The 22,571-nt window shown below is 71.6% G+C and carries 20 protein-coding genes, 2 tRNA genes and 1 pseudogene; 20 read left to right on the top strand and 3 right to left on the bottom strand.

Translation table 11 applies throughout. The features are described 5' to 3' along the window. Positions 1 to 950: 950 nt before the first annotated feature. The 5 genes from proB to CA983_RS19825 all read left to right on the top strand — a co-directional run bounded on the left by proB (position 951) and on the right by CA983_RS19825 (position 5,906). Positions 951 to 2,057 carry a glutamate 5-kinase gene (gene proB, locus CA983_RS19845; protein WP_086602247.1) on the top strand — a complete coding sequence of 369 codons (1,107 nt, stop codon included), beginning with the start codon at positions 951 to 953 and terminating at the stop codon, positions 2,055 to 2,057. Positions 2,058 to 2,191: 134 nt separating this feature from the next. After that, on the top strand, positions 2,192 to 2,650 hold the full coding sequence (locus CA983_RS19840) for a hypothetical protein (RefSeq protein ID WP_059416949.1): 459 nt from the start codon (positions 2,192 to 2,194) through the stop codon (positions 2,648 to 2,650). A gap of 84 nt (positions 2,651 to 2,734) precedes the next feature. Beyond that, on the top strand, positions 2,735 to 4,021 hold the full coding sequence (locus CA983_RS19835) for a glutamate-5-semialdehyde dehydrogenase (protein ID WP_086602246.1): 1,287 nt from the start codon (positions 2,735 to 2,737) through the stop codon (positions 4,019 to 4,021). Positions 4,022 to 4,179: 158 nt separating this feature from the next. After that, the gene (locus tag CA983_RS19830) at positions 4,180 to 4,746 is read left to right on the top strand and encodes an SCO2584 family spore wall biosynthesis protein (RefSeq protein WP_483027220.1); all 567 of its coding nucleotides are present in this window, start codon (positions 4,180 to 4,182) and stop codon (positions 4,744 to 4,746) included. 89 nt (positions 4,747 to 4,835) lie between these two features. Continuing rightward, complete coding sequence (locus CA983_RS19825; protein WP_086602244.1) at positions 4,836 to 5,906, top strand: SCO2583 family membrane protein; 1,071 nt, start codon at positions 4,836 to 4,838, stop codon at positions 5,904 to 5,906. 90 nt (positions 5,907 to 5,996) lie between these two features. On the opposite strand, the gene CA983_RS19820 is transcribed toward CA983_RS19825, so the two are convergent. After that, on the bottom strand, positions 5,997 to 7,124 hold the full coding sequence (locus CA983_RS19820) for a M48 family metallopeptidase (RefSeq protein WP_086602243.1): 1,128 nt from the start codon (positions 7,122 to 7,124) through the stop codon (positions 5,997 to 5,999). 125 nt (positions 7,125 to 7,249) lie between these two features. Between CA983_RS19820 and CA983_RS46750 the strand changes: the two genes are divergently transcribed. The 10 genes from CA983_RS46750 to CA983_RS19775 all read left to right on the top strand — a co-directional run bounded on the left by CA983_RS46750 (position 7,250) and on the right by CA983_RS19775 (position 12,442). Next, the gene (locus tag CA983_RS46750; RefSeq protein WP_086602242.1) at positions 7,250 to 7,411 is read left to right on the top strand and encodes a hypothetical protein; all 162 of its coding nucleotides are present in this window, start codon (positions 7,250 to 7,252) and stop codon (positions 7,409 to 7,411) included. Between the two features lie 163 nt (positions 7,412 to 7,574). Then, a complete protein-coding gene (locus CA983_RS46745) occupies positions 7,575 to 7,739 on the top strand; it encodes a hypothetical protein (protein ID WP_086602241.1) in 165 nt (54 codons plus the stop codon). Between the two features lie 85 nt (positions 7,740 to 7,824). Beyond that, positions 7,825 to 8,568 carry a nicotinate-nucleotide adenylyltransferase gene (nadD, locus tag CA983_RS19805; protein ID WP_086602240.1) on the top strand — a complete coding sequence of 248 codons (744 nt, stop codon included), beginning with the start codon at positions 7,825 to 7,827 and terminating at the stop codon, positions 8,566 to 8,568. A 16-nt stretch (positions 8,569 to 8,584) separates the two neighbouring features. Beyond that, the gene (locus CA983_RS19800) at positions 8,585 to 10,267 is read left to right on the top strand and encodes a LytR C-terminal domain-containing protein (RefSeq protein ID WP_086602239.1); all 1,683 of its coding nucleotides are present in this window, start codon (positions 8,585 to 8,587) and stop codon (positions 10,265 to 10,267) included. 105 nt (positions 10,268 to 10,372) lie between these two features. Then, entirely contained in the window at positions 10,373 to 10,819 is a 447-nt protein-coding gene (gene rsfS, locus CA983_RS19795) for a ribosome silencing factor (RefSeq protein ID WP_020269542.1), read from the top strand. Then, positions 10,810 to 11,484, top strand: coding sequence for a histidine phosphatase family protein (locus CA983_RS19790; RefSeq protein WP_086602238.1), 675 nt, complete (start codon positions 10,810 to 10,812; stop codon positions 11,482 to 11,484). Before rsfS ends, CA983_RS19790 begins: the two co-directional genes overlap by 10 nt. Before the next feature lie 74 nt (positions 11,485 to 11,558). After that, positions 11,559 to 11,631: transfer RNA gene (locus CA983_RS19785), tRNA-Ala, on the top strand. Positions 11,632 to 11,833: 202 nt separating this feature from the next. Then, a complete protein-coding gene (locus tag CA983_RS46740; RefSeq protein ID WP_167407410.1) occupies positions 11,834 to 12,004 on the top strand; it encodes a hypothetical protein in 171 nt (56 codons plus the stop codon). Positions 12,005 to 12,007: 3 nt separating this feature from the next. Further along, the gene (locus CA983_RS19780; protein ID WP_006136074.1) at positions 12,008 to 12,241 is read left to right on the top strand and encodes a hypothetical protein; all 234 of its coding nucleotides are present in this window, start codon (positions 12,008 to 12,010) and stop codon (positions 12,239 to 12,241) included. A 128-nt stretch (positions 12,242 to 12,369) separates the two neighbouring features. Further along, positions 12,370 to 12,442: transfer RNA gene (locus CA983_RS19775), tRNA-Ala, on the top strand. Positions 12,443 to 12,551: 109 nt separating this feature from the next. On the opposite strand, the gene CA983_RS19770 is transcribed toward CA983_RS19775, so the two are convergent. After that, entirely contained in the window at positions 12,552 to 14,168 is a 1,617-nt protein-coding gene (locus tag CA983_RS19770) for an NADH-quinone oxidoreductase subunit NuoF family protein (protein WP_086602237.1), read from the bottom strand. After that, positions 14,165 to 15,430: a ferric reductase-like transmembrane domain-containing protein gene (locus CA983_RS19765; RefSeq protein WP_086602236.1), complete on the bottom strand. Its 1,266-nt coding sequence runs from the start codon at positions 15,428 to 15,430 to the stop codon at positions 14,165 to 14,167. Before CA983_RS19765 ends, CA983_RS19770 begins: the two co-directional genes overlap by 4 nt. Positions 15,431 to 15,897: 467 nt before the next feature. On the opposite strand from CA983_RS19765, the gene leuS reads away from it, so the two are divergent. From leuS to CA983_RS19735, 5 genes and pseudogenes are all read left to right on the top strand, one after another. Beyond that, positions 15,898 to 18,771, top strand: coding sequence for a leucine--tRNA ligase (leuS, locus tag CA983_RS19755; protein ID WP_086602235.1), 2,874 nt, complete (start codon positions 15,898 to 15,900; stop codon positions 18,769 to 18,771). Between the two features lie 137 nt (positions 18,772 to 18,908). Continuing rightward, positions 18,909 to 19,670: a hypothetical protein gene (locus tag CA983_RS19750; RefSeq protein ID WP_086602234.1), complete on the top strand. Its 762-nt coding sequence runs from the start codon at positions 18,909 to 18,911 to the stop codon at positions 19,668 to 19,670. A gap of 72 nt (positions 19,671 to 19,742) precedes the next feature. Further along, the gene (locus CA983_RS19745) at positions 19,743 to 20,588 is read left to right on the top strand and encodes a DegV family protein (protein WP_086602233.1); all 846 of its coding nucleotides are present in this window, start codon (positions 19,743 to 19,745) and stop codon (positions 20,586 to 20,588) included. A gap of 119 nt (positions 20,589 to 20,707) precedes the next feature. After that, on the top strand, positions 20,708 to 21,892 hold the full coding sequence (locus CA983_RS19740) for a ComEA family DNA-binding protein (RefSeq protein WP_107500251.1): 1,185 nt from the start codon (positions 20,708 to 20,710) through the stop codon (positions 21,890 to 21,892). Further along, positions 21,889 to 22,571, top strand: a pseudogene (locus CA983_RS19735) (ComEC/Rec2 family competence protein); the annotation flags it as partial. The gene CA983_RS19740 and the pseudogene CA983_RS19735, both read left to right, overlap by 4 nt.

Here is a 22,571-nt window from a genome sequence, read left to right as displayed (position 1 = left end):
GTGCGTGCGGTGTGGTGCGGGCGGTTTCGGGAGTGTCCGCACCACACCGCGCAGGAGGGTTCGGGGGCGGGCCGCGGGCAGGGTGCCCGGTGGGATCTGTGCGGGCAGCTGCGCAGCGCCTGTCTGGGACGGCATGCGCGGTGTGGAGCGGACGTTTTCGGGGGCGTGCATGGTGTGCCGCAGACGGCGGGTTCGGGGCGTGTGCGGTGTCTGCGGGGTGCCCGGTGGGGACCTGCGCGGGGGGCTGCGCAGTGCATGTCCGGGGAGGTGTGGGTTGGTGCGCTGTGGGCGGGCCCGGTCGCGGCCGTCGGGCGCACAACGCGCGTTCGGGACGGCGTACACGGTATGGCCCGGGCGAATTCAGGGGGCGTGCACGGTGTGTCACGGGCGTGCGCCGCGACGGCTGCGCGGGCGGCCGCACAGCCCGTGTCCGGGGCGGCGCCGAGCCCGTGCCCCGAGGCGGTACCAAGCCCGTGTCCGGGGCGGCGTCGAGTCCGTGTCCGGGGACGGCAGCTTCATGGCCCGTGTTCGCGGACAGCGGGAGCGCCGCGGTCACGGGCGTGCGCCGTGACGGCTGCGCGGGCGGCCGCCCAGCCCGTGCCCTGGACGGCGCCGAGTCCGTGTCCGGGACGGCGCCCAGCCCGTGCCCTGGACGGCGCCCAGTCCGTGTCCGGGGCGGTACCGAGTCCGTGTCCGGGGCGGCGCCGAGCCCGTGTCCGGGGCGGCGCCGAGCCCGTGTCCGGGGCGGTACCGAGCCCGTGTCCGGGGACGGCAGCTTCACAGCCGGGGCCGCGGACAGCGGGAGCGCCGCCGCCGTGTCGTGACGCTCGCCGTACCGTCCGTAGCGTGGACCGGCGCCGCGCCCTGCCCGCCCGTCCCGTAGATTTCCTGGTGAGCGACCGAATCGACGCGAGGGGACGGACGGCGACGTGGCAGGGGCAAGGCAGGCCGTGGGCGAGGCCCGCAGGATCGTCGTCAAGGTCGGGTCCTCCTCGCTGACGACCGCGTCGGGCGGCTTGGACGCCGACCGCGTGGACGCGCTGGTCGACGTGCTCGCCAAGGTCCGCAGCGGCGGCGAACGCGAGATCGTCCTGGTCTCCTCCGGCGCCATCGCGGCCGGCCTCGCCCCGCTGGGCCTGCGCCGCCGCCCCAGGGACCTCGCCCGGCAGCAGGCCGCCGCCAGTGTCGGCCAGGGCCTGCTTGTGGCCCGCTACAACGCCTCCTTCGCCCGCTACGGCGTCCGCGTCGGCCAGGTGCTCCTGACCTCCGACGACATGAGCCGCCGCGCCCACCACCGCAACGCCTCCCGCACTCTCGACAAGCTCCTCGCGATGGGCGCCTTCCCGATCGTCAACGAGAACGACACCGTCGCCACGGACGAGATCCGCTTCGGCGACAACGACCGCCTCGCCGCCCTCGTCGCCCACCTCGTCCACGCCGACCTGCTGGTCCTGCTGTCCGACGTGGACGGCGTCTACGACGGCGACCCCGGCAAGCCCGGCACCTCCCGGATCGCCGAGGTGCGCGACCCGTCCGAGCTCGCGGGCGTCGAGATCGGCAGCGCGGGCAAGGCGGGCGTCGGCACCGGCGGCATGGTCACCAAGGTGGAGGCCGCCCGGATCGCGGCCGCCGCCGGCGTGCCCGTCGTGCTCACCAGCGCCGTCCACGCGGCCGACGCCCTGTCCGGCGAGGACACCGGCACCTACTTCCACCCCACCGGCAAGCGCTCCGCCGACCGGCTGCTGTGGCTCCAGCACGCCTCCACCCCGCAGGGCGCCCTCACCCTGGACGACGGCGCCGTCGAGGCCGTCGTGGAGCGCCGCAAGTCACTGCTGCCCGCCGGGATCGCCGCAGTCGAGGGCGAGTTCAGCGCCGGCGACCCGGTCGAGCTGCGGGACGCCAAGGGGCGGGCCGTGGCCCGTGGGCTCGTCAGCTTCGACGCCAAGGAGATCCCCCGGCTGATCGGCCGCTCGACCCGCGAACTGGCTCGCGAACTCGGCCCCGCCTACGAACGCGAGGTCGTACACAGGGACGACCTGGTGCTCCTGCATCCGTAATGTGTCGAAACATCCGCCCTCGGTGGTGGACGTTCCGCAAAACCGCCCCGCGATCTCTTGCGGCCTGCTCAACTTTGTCTCGGGGACATATTCCACAGCAGCGCCACTGTGCAAAGGAGGCCGTCGTGAGACGAGTGCGCCCTGGGGCCACCGCGTCCCGTGGTGGTGCCGGCTCCCGCGCGGCCGGTGAGGAGCGGGCCCTGACGAGCGTGGCGGCCGGGGACCGGTTCGAGGGCGAGGAACCCGCGGACACGCCGCGCCTGTGGCACGTCACCCTCAGCGTCTCCGGCAAGGAGGCCCCGCTCCCCGAGGTCCGGCGCGCCCTGGAACAGCTCGCCCACGACCATCCCTTCCTCCTGACCAGCCGATACGCGGTCGACCACGCGGAGATCCGCTACTGGGAGGAGGCCCGCGACCTGCACGACGCGGCCGCCGTCGCCCTGCGCCTGTGGGGTGAGCACCGGCAGACCGCCGGACTGCCGCCCTGGGAGATCGTGGGCCTGGAGGTCATCGACCGCGCGACCTACCACCAGCGCATCGCCGAGGGGTACGGGCCGCCGCCCGCGTCGCCGGTCGGAGTGCATCCGTTCTGACCCGGTCCGGCGGCCGTCTCGGGGAGTGTCTCGGGGTGTGGAACGCGCGGTGAACGGTCCCGCCCGGCACACTACCCTTCCCTTATGACCACGCTTTCGCCGTACGACTCCATGTCCCCGGTCACCGAGGCCGCCTACCGCGCCAAGGCCGCCGCCGCGAGCCTCGCGCCGCTGCCGAGGGCCGACAAGGACGACGCGCTGCTCGCCATCGCCGACGCGCTGGAGGTCCGTACGAACGAGATCGTCGAGGCCAACGCCAAGGACGTCGCCAAGGCCCGCGAGGCCGGCATCAGCGAGGGCATGATCGACCGGCTCACACTCACCCCCGAGCGGGTCCGCGCCATCGCCTCGGACGTCCGCGACGTCGCCGCGCTGCCCGACCCGGTCGGCGAGGTCGTACGCGGCTCCACGCTGCCCAACGGCATCGACCTGCGCCAGGTCCGCGTGCCGCTCGGCGTCGTCGGGATCATCTACGAGGGCCGGCCGAACGTCACCGTCGACGCCGCCGCCCTCTGCCTGAAGTCCGGCAACGCGGTCCTGCTGCGCGGCTCCTCCTCGGCGTACCAGTCGAACAGCGCCCTCGTGCGCGTCCTGCGCGACGCCGTGGGCGGGGCCGGGCTGCCCGCCGACGCCATCCAGCTGGTGCCCGGCGAGAGCCGCGACAGCGTGCGTGAGCKGATGCGCGCCCGCGGCCTGGTCGACGTGCTCATCCCGCGCGGCGGCGCCTCCCTGATCAACACGGTCGTCCAGGAGTCCGTCGTCCCGGTCATCGAGACCGGCACCGGCAACTGCCACGTCTACGTCGACGCCCAGGCCGACCTCGACATGGCCGTCGAGATCCTGATCAACTCCAAGGCCCAGCGCGTCGGTGTCTGCAACGCCGCCGAGACCCTGCTGGTCCACCAGGACATCGCCGCCGAGTTCCTGCCGCGGGCCCTGGACGCCCTCGCGGAGGCCGGGGTCACCGTGCACGCCGACGAGCGCGTCCTGGCCTACGCCAAGGACTCCAAGGCCACGGTCGTCGAGGCGACGGCGGAGGACTGGGAGACGGAGTACCTGTCGTACGACATCGCCGCCGCCGTGGTGGACTCGCTGGACAAGGCCGTCGAGCACATCCGGCTGTGGACCTCCGGCCACACCGAGGCCATCGTCACGACCTCCCAGCAGGCCGCCCGCCGCTTCACCCAGTTGGTCGACTCGACCACGGTCGCCGTCAACGCCTCCACCCGCTTCACCGACGGCGGCCAGTTCGGCTTCGGCGCGGAGATCGGCATCTCGACGCAGAAGCTGCACGCCCGCGGCCCGATGGGTCTGCCCGAGCTGACCAGCACGAAGTACATCGTCACCGGCGACGGGCACGTGCGGCGCTGACCGCCTGCCACGTGGGCGTGTGAAGCGGTGCATGCGTGTGCGGCGGGGGCGGACCGGCCGGGCGTGCGCCGTGCGGCATCCGGTGGGCGCCGTCTCAACCGGCGGATGAATCTCCGTACCGTCTGCCCAAAATGACCCCCCAGGTCTACTCTGGAACCGTGCCGGAGGACGTGGGGGGCACGCCGTTTCCTGACGGCCGGGAGCCCGACGACGACCACGACCGCGGGGTGTCGGACGAAGAGTTCGCCTCCGTGGTCTTCGACGAGGCCTTCGTACGCGCGGCCGTGGTGCACGAGCCGACCGCCGTGGAGCGCCTCCTGGCCGCCGCCAAGGCGAGAGCCGAGGCGGAGGCGCGCCGCGCCCACTCCAGAGGCGAGCGGTACGACGACGGGTACGGCCCGGACGGGCACGGCGATTTCGGCCATGATCCCGAGCTGGACGACCTGGACGACCCCGATGTCCTCGAGGACCTGTACGGCGGCACGGGGCCGTACTCCAAACGGGTCCGCTGGCACCGCCCCGTCGCCTGGCTGCTCGCCCTCGTGATGGGCATCGGCATGGTCGCGCTGGCCTTCACGGCGGTCTACCGGGGCGCGTCCTCCAACCGCCAGGACCCCGTGCCGGCGCCCACCTCGACCGGGCTGGAACAGGGCAGCGGGGCGGCTCCCTCCGCTTCCGCGGACTACTCCCAGCCGGCCGTCTCGGTGATCCCGCGCAGCCCCTGACCGGAACCCGCTCGCATTGGTGAGGACCTGTCAGAACTTGTGGTGCGGCAGGGCGTTTACCCGAGCTTCCGGAGACCTACCCTGAAGATATGGGCGGGCCTGGAGACCCACCTGAGGGGACACCCGAGGGCGGTCCCGGAGGTGGAGAGGACGAGTACCGATCCGTCGTCTTCGACGAATCGTTCGTCCGTGCTGCCCGCCTCCAGGAGTACTCCGCCCAGGAGCGGATCAGCGACCACGCGCCCGCCGTGCGCCGCGTCGCGCCCCTGCGCCGGGGCCTGTCCCGGCAGGCACTGGTCCTGGTCCTGCTGATCGCCGTCGCCTTCGGCACCGCGATCTACATGGGTGTACGGCACCCCTACCAGAGCCCCGCCGTCCAGGAGACCGCCGAACCCCTGCGGATGACCGTCATCCCGCTCGCCCCCGAGGGCAGGGTGCCGGGCACGGCCGACACGGCGTACCTGTACGAGCGCAGCCCCGCCGCACAGTTCAAGACCGGCGCGGAGGGCGTGCCGCTGCCCGCCTCGCGGCGCACCGCGCACTTCTCGGACAGCCAGGTCGTCAGTGCCCTGACCACCGCCAAGGACTACATCGTCCGCTCCGCCCTCGACCCGGACGTGCTCACGGGCCGTGAGGTCCGCGCCGTCCGCGTCCTGCTGGCCTCCGACCAGCTGGATCAGTTCGACCAGAGCTTCGCCCGCCCCACCGCGGACGGACGCCACGCGCCCACCGGCTGGCTCGTCCGCTTCGACCCCTCCCGCGCCGAGCTGGCCGACCGCAGGGTGCGGGTCCAGGGCACGCTCCAGGCCGCCGAGGCCGACTCGTCCACGCTCGAGGTCACCGCCGACCACACGTTCGTGTACGCACTGCGGCCTGCCGGGGCCGGTGACAAGGCCGAGGCGTCCCTGTTCACCGTCCGGCGCGAGCTGCACTTCCGCTTCGACCGCGACGACCTGCGCCTGCACCAGGCCCAGCTCGTCGTCTCCTACGTCCAGGCCGGCCCGCTCTCCTGCGCCGAGGACTCCACGAACCACCTGCGCCCCCTCCTGGCCGGCCAGACGGCCAAGGAAGGCGGCCCCGCCGGCACGGACCCCTACGCCACGGGCAGCGCCACGGCCCTGTGCGGCTCCCTGGCGAAGAGCGCGCAGCCGAGGGTGTGAGGGCGGGCTTCCGGGCTCCGGGCTCCGGGCGTCCAGGGCGCTTCCGCCGGCGCTGGGCGCTGTGGTCCTCCCGATGCTCCTCCGGGCGTCTCAGCTTTCGTCGCGCGGCGGCGGCCGGTCGTCTCCCGGGGAGCCCGACGTGCCCGGCGTCTCAGGCCCCCGGGGCGGCTTCTGAGCCGGGTTCGTGAAGCCGCCGAAGCCCCTGCGGACGCGGTCGCCCAGGTCGCCGGCGCCGCCGGCGAGGTCGGTGACCAGCTTCATCAGCGGGTCCTTGGAGTTCTTCACATGGGTCGTGTAGTGGTTCGCCGAGTCCCGCCAGGAGTCCCGGACCGAGGTGTCCTTGTCCTCGTCGCGCCGCGGGTAGTGGCCGTCCATGATCCGCTGGTAGTCCCGCGACTCGGCCCACTTCTTCAGCTCGGCCGCCCGCACGGTGGTGAAGGGGTGGGAGCGCGGCAGCACGTTCAGGATCTTCAGCACCGAGTCGCGCAGGTCACCCCCGGCCTCGTACTCCTCGGCCTGGGCGAGGAACGCGTCCACGTTCATCTCGTGCAGGTGGTTACCGCCCGCGATCTTCATCAGACCCCGCATGGACGCCTGAAGATCCTGCCCGACCAGCAGCCCCGCCCGGTCGGCGGACAGCTCCGACTTGCGGAACCACTCGCGCAGCCCGCTCACGATCGCCATGATCGCGAGGTTGCCCAGGGGGATCCAGGCGACCCGGACGGCGAGACTGGTCAGGAACAGCAGGATGGTCCGGTAGACCGAGTGCCCGGACAGCGCGTGCCCCACCTCGTGCCCGACGACCGCCCGCATCTCCTCCTCGTCGAGCAGTTCGACGAGCCCCGTCGTGACGACGATGATCGGCTCGTCCAGGCCGATGCACATCGCGTTCGGCTGCGGGTCCTGGTTCACGTACATCGGCGGGACCTTCTCCAGGTCCAGGATGTAGCAGGCGTCCCGCAGCATCACGTTCAGGTGCGAGAACTGCTGGTCCGACACCCGCACCGAGTCGGACAGGAACAGCAGCCTCAGACTGCGCTCGGGCAGCAGGCCGCTGAGCGCCTTGAACACCGTGTCGAAACCGCTCAGCTTGCGCAGCGCCACCAGGGCCGAGCGGTCGGCCGGATGCTCGTACGTACGCGAGGAGATCCCGGGGAAGCGCCTGCGCTGCCTGCTCGGCACGTTCTCGTGCCCGTTGTGCTCGTGGCCGTCGGACATGTCTTCCCCCATGTGCGTCTGTGTGACCTTTACGGCCCCTTGTGCGGCCTTTTGCTTCCCCGAGGCAGAGCCCAGCCTAGGCGGAGTTACGGTGGTCGGGCAGTACAGCGAAGGAGACCACCGCCATGGAGCACCACCCCGCAGCCGCCTGGCTCGCCGAGGCCGCGACCGCCGCCGAGCGGCAGGGAGGGCCGGGGATGCTGCGGTACGTACTGATCGTGATGATCCTGGGCTGTGTGCTGACCGCGTGGTTCCTGCTGCGTGGCTACAGACGGAAGGACGACTGAGGCACCGGGAAGGTTCCCCGCCGGGCCCCGGGACCGGGCCGGGCGGGAGCAGGCACCGCCCCCGTGTCACGAACAGGCGGAGTCGGGGTGATCGCGGTCGGGGCGCCCGCTTACGATGAGCCGACGTCTTTAACCCGCCCACATGCGATAGGTCCTGCCGAAGATGAGCTTCCACAGCACCGCTGCCCAGTTGGTCACCCTCGCCGCCGAGGGCGAGGAGCACGGCGGAAACCACGAGAGCCTCAGCCCCTACCTCACCGGTGGCGCCGCTCTGTTCATCCTGCTGCTGATGCTGTGGGTCACTACCCGCTTCAACCGCGACCGCTGAGCCCGGCAGGGCGCCCCGCGCGGGGCGCCCAGGGGAACCCGGGGGCGGCCGGAGCCCTCAGGCAGGGCCGGTAGGGTCTGCACGCATGGGAGAGCAGGACATGCCTACCGGTCCGGCGAACGAGACGCCGCACGACCCGGCACAGGACACGGCGAGCGGCACCGAGCGACACTCGGAGCCCCGCCGTGCCGTCACGGCGCACCGCCAGATCGACGGCCCCGGAAACGACCGGCCCCGGCCGGGCAAGCGCCGCCTCGGCGTCATGGGCGGCACCTTCGACCCGATCCACCACGGGCACCTCGTGGCGGCCAGCGAGGTCGCCGCGGCGTTCCACCTCGACGAGGTGGTCTTCGTCCCGACCGGCCAGCCGTGGCAGAAGACCCACCGCAAGGTCTCCCCGGCCGAGGACCGCTACCTGATGACGGTCATCGCTACCGCCGAGAACCCGCAGTTCTCCGTGAGCCGCATCGACATCGACCGCGGCGGCCCCACCTACACCGTGGACACCCTGCGCGACCTGCGCGCGCTCAACCCCGACACGGACCTGTACTTCATCACGGGCGCCGACGCGCTCGCCCAGATCCTCACCTGGCGGGACAGCGAGGAACTGATCTCCCTCGCGCACTTCATCGGGGTCACCCGGCCGGGCCACCACCTGAACGACCCAGGACTCCCGGCGGGCGGCGTCTCCCTCGTCGAGGTCCCCGCCCTCGCCATCTCCTCCACGGACTGCCGTGCGAGAGTCGCCAAGGGCGACCCGATCTGGTATCTGGTGCCGGACGGAGTCGTGCGCTACATCGACAAGCGCGAGCTGTACCGCGGCGAGTGAGCCGAGAGGGGCACCGGTGAACGACCGATACGACCCGGGGTACGGGGGCGACCAGTACGAGCTCGTCGGCTACGACGAGTACGGCCAACCTGTCTACCGGCAGGTCCAGACCCAGCAGCAGACGTACGACCCGTACGCCCAGCAGCAACAGCAGGGCTACGGCTACGACCCGTACGCCACGACCGGGCAGCAGCCCCCGACCGCGTACGACTACGGCACTCAGCAGCAGTCCGCCTACGGTTCCTACGACCTCTACGCCTCCGGGCAGCACCAGGGCGGCACCGCGCCTCATGACCCCTATGGTCAGGCCGCGGCCGGCGCCGGTACGGCCCAGCAGCCCCGCGTGGCCGAGCAGACCGCCCACATCCCGCAGCAGGCGGGCCCGGCCGACGACGAGGAAGTCCGCGACCGGCCCGAACGGGAGTACCACACCGAGCAGTTCGCCTTCGTCGAGGAGCCCGACGACAACTCCGAAGACGTCATCGACTGGCTGAAGTTCACCGAGAACCGCACCGAGCGCCGCGAGGAGGCCCGGCGCCGCGCCCGCAGCCGGATCGTCGCCCTGGTCGTCGTCCTGGCGCTCGCCGCGGTCGGCGGCGTCGGTTACCTCTGGTACGCGGGGAAGCTGCCCGGTCTGTCCTCCGACGACTCCGCGACGGGCACCGCGACGGCCGCGGGCGCCCAGAAGCGCGACGTGATCGTCGTCCACCTGCACGACACCAAGGGCGGCGGCACTGCCACGGCCCTCCTCGTGGACAACACCACCACCAAGCGGGGCACCACCGTCCTGCTGCCCAACTCCCTCGCCCTGACCAGCGACGACGGCACCACGACGACGCTCGCCAAGTCGGTCGAGGACGACGGCTCCGACGGCACCCGCGACGCGCTCGACACGGTCCTCGGCACCGACATCCAGGGCACCTGGCGGCTGGACACGCCCTACCTCCAGAACCTCGTCGACCTCGTCGGCAACATCGACGTCGACACCGACACCGACGTCCCCGACCCCGCCGCCAAGAAGAAGGGCGCGGCCCCCTTGGTCAACAAGGGCAAGGCCCAGACCCTCAGCGGCAAGATGGCCGTCGCCTACGCCACCTACCGCGCCCCCGGCGAGGCCCAGGACGCCCAGCTGGAGCGCTTCGGGCAGGTCCTGCAGGGCGTCCTGCGCAAGATGTCCTCCGACCCGCAGGCCGCGACGACCACGATCCAGACCCTGGCGCAGATCCTGGACCCGTCCCTGACCGACAAGGACCTCGGCACCTTCCTCGCCGGGCTCTCCGACCTCGCCAAGGGCGGCGACTACAAGACGGATCTGCTGCCCGTCCGGACCGACGGCACGCTCAGCGCCCAGGCGAGCGCGGGAGTGGTCAAGAACGTCCTCGGCGGCACCGCCAAGAGCCCCGACAAGGACGCCGCCGTCAGCGTCTCCGTCCAGAACGCCAGCGGTGTGAAGGACAACACGGAGAAGGCCCGCGTCGTGCTCCTCAACGGCGGCTTCACCTTCCTGGAGGGCGGCACGCCCGGCTCCGCCCAGGCCACGTCCAAGGTCACCTACGCCGACGCCGCCGACAAGGCCGACGCGGCGGAGGTCGCCAAGACCCTGGGCCTGCCCGCGGGCTCCGTCACCAAGGGCAGGATCTCCGCGGGCGCCGACGTGGCCGTCGTCCTCGGCCAGGACTACAAGCCGTCGTCCGACTAGCCGGCAGGAGTGCGCTCCCCCACCCGGTCCCCGTAATCGCGTGGGGGGCGCACGGCGGTCCGTGAGACCCTTGGGGGCAAGTGACCGCCGACGGAAAGCCTTGTAGTGACCGTGACCGACCGCTCTCACGAGCTGATCAACACCGCCGCCCAGGCGGCCGCCGACAAGCTGGCACACGACATCGTCGCCTACGACGTCAGTGACGTGCTGTCCATCACGGACGCCTTCCTGCTGGCCTCCGCTCCCAACGACCGCCAGGTCAAGTCGATCGTCGACGAGATCGAGGAGCGCCTCAACAAGGAGCTCGGCGCCAAGCCGGTGCGCCGCGAGGGCGACCGCGAGGCTCGCTGGGTGCTGCTCGACTACGTCGACATCGTCGTCCACGTCCAGCACAGCGAGGAGCGCGTCTTCTACGCCCTGGAGCGGCTGTGGAAGGACTGCCCCGAGCTGGAGCTGCCCGAGGACGCCAAGGCCACCCGCGGCAAGGCCGAGGAGCACGCCAAGCTGCGAGCGGCCGAGGAGGCGGCGGAGCTGGAGGGTGACTGGCGGTGACCTCCTTCAGTGAGGCGTCCACCGGCAAGGGCCGGGGTCGCCGCATCATCCTCTGGCGGCACGGCCAGACCGCGTGGAACGTGGAGCGCCGCTTCCAGGGCACCACGGACGTCGAGCTCACCGAGACCGGCGTCGCCCAGGCCCGCCGCGCCGCCCGGCTGCTCGTCGGCCTGAAGCCGGCCGCGATCGTCGCCTCCGACCTGAAGCGGGCCGCGAACACGGCCGCCGAGCTCGCCGCGCTCACCGGCCTCGAGGTGACCCACGATGAGGCGCTGCGCGAGACCTACGCCGGTGCCTGGCAGGGCCTGACGCACGAAGAGATCATCGCCCGGCACGGCGAGGAGTACGCCGCGTGGAAGCGCGGCGAGCCGGTGCGCCGCGGTGGTGGGGAACTGGAGACCGAGGTCGCCGACCGCGCCGCCCCCGTGGTGCTGCGGCACGCCGAGAAGCTCCCCGAGGACGGCACGCTCGTCGTGGTCAGTCACGGCGGCACCATCCGCACCACCATCGGCCGCCTCCTCGCCCTGGATCCCCACCACTGGGAGAGCCTCGGCGGACTCTCCAACTGCTGCTGGTCCGTCCTCGGCGAAGGCGCCCGCGGCTGGCGCCTGCTGGAGCACAACGCCGGCACGCTGCCGGAACCGGTGCTCGGCGACGACGACTGACCCGGATTTCACTTTCCGGCAGGTCGCAGGCTAAAGTTCTTCTTGTTCGCCCGGCCCGCCGGGAAGGAACAAGAGGGGCTATAGCTCAGTTGGTAGAGCGCCTGCATGGCATGCAGGAGGTCAGGAGTTCAATTCTCCTTAGCTCCACGTCAAGATCCCGCTCCCGTCCAGGGGGGCGGGATTTTTCGTGCCCCGGGTTGAGTCACTCGGGCCCGCTGAGGCGTATACCTCTACGGCCACGACGCCTGCCGTGTCCGGACTGGTACTGAGGCGTCGCTGACCGTATTGCTCCGGCCGTGGCAGAATCAAACGGCCGGAAGGGGGCGCGGCCCGACGGGAGGGAGTAGCGATGCCTGCGAGCATCCAGGAGGTCGACCACCTCCTCGGAGCAGCATTGACACGGGATATGTCGACCCGCCTCAGCTGCCCTTCCTGCGGATCCGCGCACGTGGCCCAGATGCTCGGCGACAACGGCGGGATCTCCTACGTGTGCACGGCCTGCGGCCACAGCTGGAGCTGATCGATGGGTGCACACAGGAGGAAATGCGACTGGTGCGGCAGCGGGACTCCGATCGTCCGCGACATGGAGCCGATCAATCCCGACTACCAGTACTGGTGCGAGGAGTGCGCACGGGCGCTGATCATAAAGGGCGACCCGATCGAGACGTACCGCGAGCTGGAGGGCGAGCCGATCTACGGCCGGCTTCTGGAGGAGCACTGCACGCTCAAGCGGTTCTATTCGTTCGTCACGGCGTAGAGCCCGCAAGGTCGGTATGAATCCGACATAGCGGGCATCCCCGTACGAGGCGAAATCGATTTGGTGTTGGGCCCGGTGGACCAGTAAAGTTGGCGTCGCCGCCGGGGAAACCCGGAGCGACGCAGCAAGGGGCTATAGCTCAGTTGGTAGAGCGCCTGCATGGCATGCAGGAGGTCAGGAGTTCAATTCTCCTTAGCTCCACAGCAGATGAGAAGGCGGGCCATCCGATCGGATGGCCCGCCTTCTTCGTGCGCGGTGTCCGTGTGCGCGTACGGCGGGCTCCCCCGGGGGAAGCCCGCCGTACGTGTGCTCAGCGGCCGAGAGCGCGGCGGCCGCGGCCCTGGGACAGGACAGGGAGGTTGCGGGACGGCGCGCCGCCCTGAGCGCGCGTGTCCTCCTCGATGCGCAGGGCCAGTGCCGGGCAGCGGCGCACCGCGCGTAGAGCCTTGGCCTCGGCGTACCGCGGCACCTGCGCCTGCGCCACGGTCGGGAAGCCGTCGGCGCCGAGCTGGAACACCTCGGGGAGGATGTCCGCGCACAGGCCGTGGCCCCGACACAGCGTCCAGTCGACGTAGATCTTCTGACGGCTGGGGCCGTTCTCCTCGGACTCGCCGCCGCCCGGGATGCCCGTAGGGGCCCTGCCGCCCTCGAAGAGCGGCAGAACGCCCTCCACGGGCCGTCCGCAGCCGTTTCCGAGGACATGGGCGGCCAGGTCGTCCGTGAACGCCTTGATGGTCGACTCGATGAACATCGCGGAGCCGTCCGGGTGCGAGCACGCGCCGCGCCGCTTCACGTTCTTGGCGACCTGCTTGAGGGCTTCCAGGGCGGCCGGTCCGCCGCCGTTGAGGATGTCCTCCAGGCCGCGCGCCGCGGCCGGCAGACCGAGGTAGCAGGGACCGCACTGGCCCGCGCTCTCCTCCGCCAGCCACTGGGCGACACGCAGTGACTCGCCCAGCGGGCACGTCTCCTGAGTGATCGGCAGGATCGCGCCGGCGCCGAGCGCGCCGCCCACCGCGTCCAGGGAGTTGCGGGAGACGATCGCCTCGTTGACCGTCGCCGCGTCGATCCACTTGCCGTGGTAGCCGCCGGTGAGCACGCCCTGCGGCACCGGCGGGGCGCCGGCGAGCTGGAGGACGTACCGCAGCGGCACGCCCGTCGGGACCTCGATCACCATGGGGCGGGCGACCGCCCCGGAGACCGTGAGCATGACGGTGCCCGGCTCGTCGTACAGGCCGGTGTTGCCGTAGCGCTCCGGGCCGATGCGGGCGGCGATCGCGAGCTGGGCGAAGGTCTCGGCGTTGGACAGCAGCGTGGGCGCGCCGCCGACGCCGTTCTGCGAGGCGCTGACCTTGCGGCCCGGCGGGACTGCCGGGCCGCCGTCGATCGAGCGGATCAGCGACGCGGCGGCGCCGGTGACCATGCGGACCGGGTTGCGCTGCACGCGCGCCCGGAGTGCCGATCTGCGGCCGTTGCTGAGGCCGCGTTCGGCCAGCGCGGCCTCCATGGAGCGCTGTGTGGACTCACGGGTGACCCCCACCACGAGCGTGCGGGCACCCAGCGCCTCCGCGCACAGCAGTGCGCCGTCCAGGATCAGATGGGGAGCACGGTTGATCAGCACCGTGTCCTTGCGGCAGGCCGGCTCGTCCTCGCTTCCGTTCACGACGACGACCGGCCGGACGCCGCGTTTGATCGCGGCCTCGGCGACCGAGCGCAGCTTCTTGTGGAAGGGGAAGCCCGCGCCGCCGCGGCCCTTCAGGTTGATGCGTTCGGCGAGTTGCGCGAGCTGCTCGCCGCCCATCGGCTCGAGTGGCCCGTGCACCTTCAGGTGCATGGGCAGATCGAGCCGATCGACAAGGTCGAAGCCGGACGTGAGCTGGGGAAGGCCGACAACGCGGACTTCGGGTACGTCAGGCAAAGCCTCGTTCACTTAAAGCCTCCGGAAGGCGTGTTCCAAGGTTCGCCCGATCCCGGTGCGTCGAAGTCGTAGGACGCACCGGGCAGTGTTTCAGTGGCGGGACCGCTGTTGTACGTGTCGTTCGGGTAGTACGTGTCGTAGACGGCGTTCGTCTCACCCGTGTCGTACACGTCACTCGATCCATAGCCGGAGGCGCCTGGATTGTCATAGGCCGGGATGCTTTGACCGGTGTCCTGCAGAGGGTCGTAGGGCGGGATGTTGAAGCCCGTGTCCTGGAGTGGGTCGTAGGCCGACGGCGGGGCCTCGCCGACCGGCGGCGGGGACGGGATCGGCCAGTTGCCCGAGGTGCTGGAGGGGCCGTCCACGGTCGGGATGGTCTGCGTGGGCTGCATGTCCAGCGGCAGTTCCATGCGGTCGGTCGRCCCCGGCGCGAACGCCTGCTGGCCCAGGGGCGGGCTCGAGACGGCCCGGTAGGCCGCGGCGAAGCCGCTCGTGGACTCCTGGGGGGTGGGGCGCTCCGCCTTCTCGTACCGCGGCCCCGACGAGGAGGCCATGGCCCCCGCGGGCATGTCCCGGCCCTCGTAGCCGGGCAGCGCGGAGCCGGTGCCCGCCCGGGCCCGGCTCTCCTCCAGGTCCCTGCGACCCAGCCCGTCCCCGGGCCCGATGAACTGGGCGAACTTGTCGGCGACCTTGCGCTTGACCGGGCGCGGAGCGGCGCGCAGGGCGAGGGCTCCGGCCACGCCGACCAGGGACAGGCAGTACAGGACGACGAAGATCGGCTTGGCTTGGCGACCCGCGTAGAGGCCGTGGACCAGTGCGGCGCACCAGGCCGGGTAGGCCAGCATGTGCATGGCGCGCCAGCGGGCCGCGACGGGCGCCGGGGACGCGAAGCGGTTGCGCAGCATGCCCGTGATGCCCACGAAGATCATGAGCATGCCGGCCAGGGTGCCCAGGCCGATCAGGAAGGACCTGCCCGCTACCACCTCTTCGTCGGTGAACAGCAGCCCGAAGGGGATCACCGCGGCGATCCACGAGGTGTGGGACAGCGCCAGCTTCACTCCGATGTGCACCAGCAGGAAGGCGATCGAGGCGACGGCCGTGGTCCGGTGCACGGCCTGCGCCAGGATGCGCCTGCGGGCGTCGAGGAGGATCCGGTCCTGGGCGACCAGGCCCCAGATCACCGAGCAGGTCAGGCATACCAGGGACAGCACGCCCGCGCCGAAGTTGAGGAACTCGGCGAAGGAGTCGTCTGCCGTGGAGTCGTTGGGGTTCACGACCGGCCTCCCCGCGTCCCGGCGACCGGGTGGAGCGAGGGGGTACTGCGATGAGGGTTCATGGGGGCAACTCCGAGCGGTTCGGGAAAGCGGTCCCGCTGCCGCACTCTAAACGGAGCCATACCGATGGGTATCAGGTTTGAGTTATTGCGTTGTTATCAAAGGACAATGTGGTTGTTGTGATGTCCCTTAGTGACTGTTACGCGAAGTAACCTTTGACCCTGGCTCAGCTATTCGGGCACCGAGACGGCCCCTCGGAAGCGCGTCGCGGCGCGCTGGGGGCCTGCGGTACCCTAACGCCATGCGTGCCGTACGCCTTCTGCTTAGCGGGCCGCGCTGATCAGTCCCGGCCACCGGACGAGTCGAGTGGCCGGAATCGGCGCGGCGTCCCCTCCTGTGCGAGGGGATTTTTCGTTTCTCGAACCACACAGCCGCAGGCAGAGACGATCGATGGAGCTTTGAGGATCATGAGCGAGACGAACCCCGCTGCCGCCTCCGAGGTGGCAGCGCCGCACCGCTACACGGCCGCCATGGCTGCCGAGATCGAGGCACGCTGGCAGGACTTCTGGGACGCCGACGGCACCTACGGCGCGCCCAACCCGAAGGGTGACCTGGCGGGCGACCAGGAGACCGTCGCCAAGCCCAAGAAGTTCGTCATGGACATGTTCCCGTACCCGTCGGGTGCGGGCCTGCACGTCGGCCACCCGCTGGGCTACATCGCCACGGACGTGTACGCGCGCTTCCAGCGCATGACCGGACACAACGTCCTGCACACCCTGGGCTTCGACGCCTTCGGCCTGCCCGCCGAGCAGTACGCGGTGCAGACGGGAACGCACCCGCGCGTGTCCACCGAAGCCAACATGGAGAACATGAAGTCCCAGCTGCGCCGGCTGGGCCTGGGCCACGACAACCGCCGGTCGTTCGCCACGATCGACCCGGACTACTACAAGTGGACCCAGTGGATCTTCCTGCAGATCTTCAACTCCTGGTACGACCACGAGGCCGGGAAGGCCCGCCCGATCTCCGAGCTGGTCGCCCAGTTCGAGTCGGGTGAGCGGCCCGTTCCCGGGCACACGCGCGCGTGGAGCGACCTGAGCGCCGCCGAGAAGGCCGACGTCCTGGGCGAGTTCCGGCTGGCTTACGCCTCCGACGCGCCGGTCAACTGGTGCCCCGGCCTGGGCACCGTGCTGGCCAACGAGGAGGTCACCGCCGACGGCCGCTCCGAGCGCGGCAACTTCCCGGTCTTCAAGGCAAAGCTGCGCCAGTGGAACATGCGCATCACCGCCTACGCCGACCGGCTGCTGGAGGACCTGGACGCGCTGGACTGGCCCGAGGCCATCAAGCTGCAGCAGCGCAACTGGATCGGCCGCTCCGAGGGCGCCCGCGTCGACTTCCCGATCGACGGCGAGCGCATCACCGTCTTCACCACCCGCCCGGACACGCTGTTCGGCGCGACCTACATGGTGCTGGCGCCCGAGCACCCGCTGGTCGAGAAGTTCACCCCGGCCGCCTGGCCGGAGGGCACCCACGAGGTGTGGACCGGCGGCCACGCGACCCCCGGGGAGGCCGTCGCCGCCTACCGCGCCCAGGCCGCGTCCAAGTCCGACGTGGAGCGGCAGGCCGAGGCCAAGGACAAGACCGGCGTCTTCATCGGCGCGTACGCGACCAACCCGGTCAACGGCGAGCAGATCCCGGTCTTCATCGCCGACTACGTGCTGATGGGCTACGGCACCGGCGCGATCATGGCGGTCCCGGCACACGACACGCGTGACTTCGAGTTCGCGCGCGCCTTCGAGCTGCCGATCAACTGCGTCGTCGAGCCGGCCGACGGCCGCGGCACCGACACCTCGACGTGGGACGCCGCCTTCGTGTCGTACGACGCCAAGATCGTCAACTCCACGGGGGAGGGCGTCTCCCTGGACGGCCTGGGCGTCGTCGACGCCAAGGCGCGCATCACCGAGTGGCTGGAAAGCAAGGGCATCGGCGAGGGCACCGTCAACTTCCGGCTGCGCGACTGGCTGTTCAGCCGGCAGCGCTACTGGGGCGAGCCCTTCCCGATCGTCTACGACGAGGAGGGCATCGCCCACGCGCTGCCCGAGTCGATGCTGCCCCTGGAACTGCCCGAGGTCGAGGACTACTCGCCGCGCACCTTCGACCCGGACGACGCCGACACCGAGCCCGAGACGCCGCTGTCCCGCAACGAGGACTGGGTCAACGTCACGCTGGACCTGGGTGACGGCCCGAAGAAGTACCGGCGTGAGACCAACACCATGCCCAACTGGGCCGGTTCCTGCTGGTACGAAGTGCGTTACCTGGACCCGCACAACAGCGAGAAGCTGGTCGACCCGGAGATCGAGCAGTACTGGATGGGCCCGCGCGAGGGGCAGCCGCACGGCGGTGTCGACCTGTACGTCGGCGGCGCCGAGCACGCCGTGCTGCACCTGCTGTACGCGCGCTTCTGGTCCAAGGTCCTGTACGACCTGGGGCACGTCTCCTCGGCCGAGCCGTTCCACAAGCTGTTCAACCAGGGCATGATCCAGGCCTACGTGTACCGCGACAGCCGTGGCATCGCGGTGCCGGCCGCCGAGGTCGAGGAGCGCGACGGCGCGTACTACTACCAGGGCGAGAAGGTCTCCCGGCTGCTGGGCAAGATGGGCAAGTCCCTGAAGAACGCGGTCACTCCGGACGAGATCTGCGATGAGTACGGCGCCGACACACTGCGTCTGTACGAGATGGCGATGGGACCGCTGGACGTCTCCCGGCCCTGGGACACGCGCGCGGTGGTGGGCCAGTTCCGGCTGCTCCAGCGGCTGTGGCGCAACATCGTCGACGAGGCGACCGGCGAGGTCACCGTCGTCGACGCCGAGCCGGACGAGGAGACGCTGCGCGCCCTGCACAAGGCGATCGACGGCGTGCGCGGGGACCTGGAGGGCATGCGGTTCAACACCGCCATCGCCAAGGTCACCGAGCTGAACAACCACCTGACCAAGGCGGGCGGCCCGGTGCCGCGCTCCGTGGCCGAGCCGCTGGTGCTGATGGTCGCGCCGCTGGCCCCGCACATCGCCGAGGAGCTGTGGCGCAAGCTGGGGCACGAGGACTCCGTGGTGTACCAGGACTTCCCGGTGGCCGACCCGGCGTACGTGGTCGACGAGACCGTGACCTGCGTCGTGCAGGTCAAGGGCAAGGTGAAGGCGCGGCTGGAGGTCTCGCCGTCGATCTCCGAGGACGAGCTGGAGAAGGCCGCGCTGGCCGACGAGAAGGTCGTCGCCGCGCTGGGCGGGGCCGGGATCCGGAAGGTGATCGTGCGGGCGCCGAAGCTGGTGAACATCGTTCCGGCGTAGCCGCCAGACACCGCGGACCGCTCTCCGGGTGGTCCCCTACGGGCAGGTTCGGGGTTTTTCTGGAACTCCGGGCCTGCCTGTTGCGTTTACCGTTGAAGAGCGCGTGAGATGTGCCGAGAAGCCCTGAGGAGGAGCCGGTGGACGCAGTGATCGCAGTATTCGCTCTGCTCTTCGTGCTCTTTCTCGGGCTCGGTGTGTACGCCACGGTGAAGGTGGTCGGCGCCGCCAAGCGCGGCGTGGACCGCGGCATCACGCAGGCCCGCCGCACGGTCGAGGACCACACCCTGCGGGCCAAGTCCTTCGCCCAGCCGGGCGCCGCGGGCGAGCTCGCCCAACTCCGGCTGAGACTGCGCACCTCCATGCGTGCCACCCAGGACGCGCTGCACGCGGCCGTCGCGGAGGACGAGTCCCTGAAGGAGTCCATCGGCCTCTTCGAACGGCTCAGTGCGCACGGGCACGAGCTGGACGACGAGCTCAAGCGCCTGGAGTCCGAGCCCGACCGCGGCGCGCTCGGCGAGCGGCTGCCCGAGCTGCGCGAGCGCACCGAACGCATCACACAGTCGGCGGACGCCCTGCGCTGGGCGGCCCGCGACCGCGCCCACCGCTTCGCGGAGGACGACCTGGACACACTCAGCGCCCAGATCCACATGGAGGCCGGCGCGCTACGGCACTGGACGACGACGCCGGAGTCCCAGCCCGCCTCCCCTCCGGAGCCGCAGCCCGCCGCGAGGCCGTGGCCCGAGGCACCCGCCGCCGATGCCGCAACGGCCGGGCAGACCTGGCCGGAGACCCCGCAGTCGAGCCCGGCGGGCGAGCCGGCACGGCCCGCCATCACCCCGCCGGGACCGCGCCCCACTTACCCCTGGCAGAAGAAGCCCCGCCCCGAGAGCACCACTTGATCCCGCCACTCGCGTCACAGGGCACGGGGGCCGGGCTGCCACACGGGCACTACGGCAGGTAACCTCCAGCTCATGTCCCGCCATGTCGCGATCGTCACCGATTCAACGGCCTACCTGCCGGCCCGGACGATGGAGCGTCACGGCATCACAGCGGTACCTCTGACCGTCGTCCTCGGCGACCGGGCGCTGGAGGAGGGCACCGAGATCTCGACTCGCGCCCTCGCCCAGGCTTTGCAGAAGCGGCGCTCGGTGACGACCTCGCGGCCCAGCCCCGCCCTCTTCGAGGAGACGTACCGCAAGGTCGCCGAGTCCGGCGCCACCGGCATCGTCTCCCTCCACCTCTCCGCCGAGCTCTCCGGTACGTACGACGCGGCCGTCGTCGCCGCGCGGCAGGCGCCGGTGCCGGTGCGGGTGGTGGACACCGGCATGATCGCGATGGCGCTCGGCTTCTGCGCGCTCGCCGCTGCCCAGACCGCGGAGTCGGGCGGCACGGTGGACGAGGCCGTCACAGCCGCGGAGAAGCGGGCCGCGGGCACGTCCGCCTACTTCTACGTCGACACCCTCGACTACCTGCGCCGCGGCGGCCGTATCGGTGCCGCGCAGGCCCTGCTGGGCTCGGCGCTCGCGGTGAAGCCGCTGCTGCAACTGGCCGACGGCCGTATCCAACCGCTGGAGAAGGTGCGGACCGCGTCGAAGGCCATCGCCCGCCTCGAGGAGATCGCGGCCGAGCGCGCGGGCAGCGCCCAGGTCGACGTGGCCGTCCACCATCTGGCCGCCCCGGACCGGGCGTCGGCCCTCGCCGACCGGTTGCGGGCACGAGTGTCCGGGCTTGCCGATCTGCATGTCAGCGAGGTCGGGGCGGTGATCGGGGCGCACACCGGGCCCGGGTTGCTGGGGGTCGTGGTTTCGCCGCAGTGAACGGTTACAGCGGGCTCTGATCACCCGTGTGGGTGGCCGGGTTATCCACAAGCCGGCCGTTGTCCCCGGGAATTGACCAAGATCATCGCGAGTGTGCCGAGGTGGCCGATCCTCGTCGCATGGCACTTCGATCACCTTCACGCACAGCGACTGCGACCAGCGGGCCGGGCCGTGGACCGGCGTCCGACGGCCGCATCCGTCACCGCCGTCACCGGCCTGCCGCACGCGGCCGGGCACGGCACCGACATGCCGAGGCGGAGGAACTCCGCCGGCGCGCGGAGGTGCTGTTCGGCGAGCATGCCGAACGGGGCGGGGAGCGGCGGGAGTCGGGCCATGGCCCGCCCGAGGAGACGGTCGCCGCAGGACCTACTCGGCACGGGCCGGGAAGGCCGGTGACCGCTGCGGAAGCCGGTGTGGATGCCGCTGCGGAAGCCGGTGTGGATGCCGGTGTGGATGCCGATGTGGATGTCGATGTGGCGTCTGTGCGTGTCCCCGTCGGTGTCGACGGTGGGGCGGGCGCCGGGACAGTCGGCGGGGACGGTCGTCCTGGGGAAGGGGTCTGGCGGGAGCGGGCCGGGCTCGCGGTGCGGGAGCGCATGCCCGTGTGGTTGCAGGCGAGGTGCGGCCTGGAGCGGCGGAGCGTGCTCGCGCTGACGGTGGTGCTCTTCGTCGCCGCGGTGTTCGCCGTTCAGCACTTCTGGGCGGGCCGGACCCAGTCCGTACGGCCGCCCGAGGTGGTGCGAGCGGCGGCACCGTACGGGGAGCCGGAGCCAAGCGGACCGGCAGAGCCGGAACGCGCAGCGGGCGCGCCTGCAGGGGCGGCGAAGGCGACAGGTGCGTCCGGGGTGGCCGAGATCGTCGTGGACGTCGGCGGCAAGGTCCGCGAACCCGGGATCCACCGGCTGCCGGCCGGCTCGCGTGTCGCGGACGCGCTGCGCGCGGCGGGCGGGGTGAAGCCCGGCACGAAGACCGACGGCCTCAACCGCGCCCGGTTCCTCGTGGACGGCGAGCAGGTGATCGTGGGCGGACCGGCTCCGGCCGCGGGGACCGGGACGGGCGGTGCGGCTGCCGGAGGCACGGCCGGTGCGGCGGCGGGCGGCGTGCTGCCGGGGGCTCCCGTCTCCCTCAACACGGCCACCGCCGACCAGCTCGACACGTTGCCGGGTGTCGGCCCGGTGCTGGCGCAGCACATCATCGACTACCGCACGCAGCACGGAGGTTTCCGTTCCGTGGACGAACTGCGCGACGTGAACGGCATCGGCGACCGCCGCTTCGCCGATCTGCGGAATCTCGTACAGCCATGAGCGGGGCGCCCGAGCTGCCGGCGCGGCGGGACGAGGCGGCACCCGAGGCCTTCACCGCCGGGTCGGCCCCTCGCGCCGGGTCGGCCCCTCGCGCCGGGTCCGCCTCTCGCGCCCGGGCGTCCGTGCACGCCTCCTCCGGCAAGCGGCTGGGCAGCGCCCGTCCGCGGCAGGAAGGACCCACGGACCTACGGCTCGTCCCACCCGCCCTCGCGGCCTGGGGCACCGCGGCGCTGGTGCTGGACGCGTCGCCGGCGTGGGTCCTGGGCATCGTGGCCGGCTGTCTGGCCGCCGTCGGCCTGCTGCCACTGACCCGGCGAGCAGGGTGGGCCTCCTGGCCGCGGGCGTCGGCCGCCGCCGTGCTGCTGTGCGTGGCCGCGGCTGCCGCCTCGGCCGGGCTGCACGGGGCGGATCTGCGCCGGGGGCCCGTGCCCGGTCTGGCGCGGGAGTACGCGCCGGTGACCGCCGAGGTCGAGGTCACCTCCGACCCCCGGCTCACCCGGCCGAAGGTCCGGGGCGACCATGTCGCTCCGACCGCCGTGCTGATCGACGCGGATGTACGGCGCGTCCAGGACGCGGGTGGCGCGGCGGTGGTGACGCGGACGCCGGTGCTGATGATCGTCGATGTGGGGTCGGCGGGCCGGGGCGCTGGGGATGGGCGGTCGGCGCCCGTGGGTGGGGG

This window comes from Streptomyces swartbergensis (genome assembly GCF_002148965.1).
Lineage (GTDB): Bacteria > Actinomycetota > Actinomycetes > Streptomycetales > Streptomycetaceae > Streptomyces > Streptomyces swartbergensis.
Note: the sequence above shows the minus strand (reverse complement) of the source record. Positions and strands in the feature narration are given on the sequence as shown.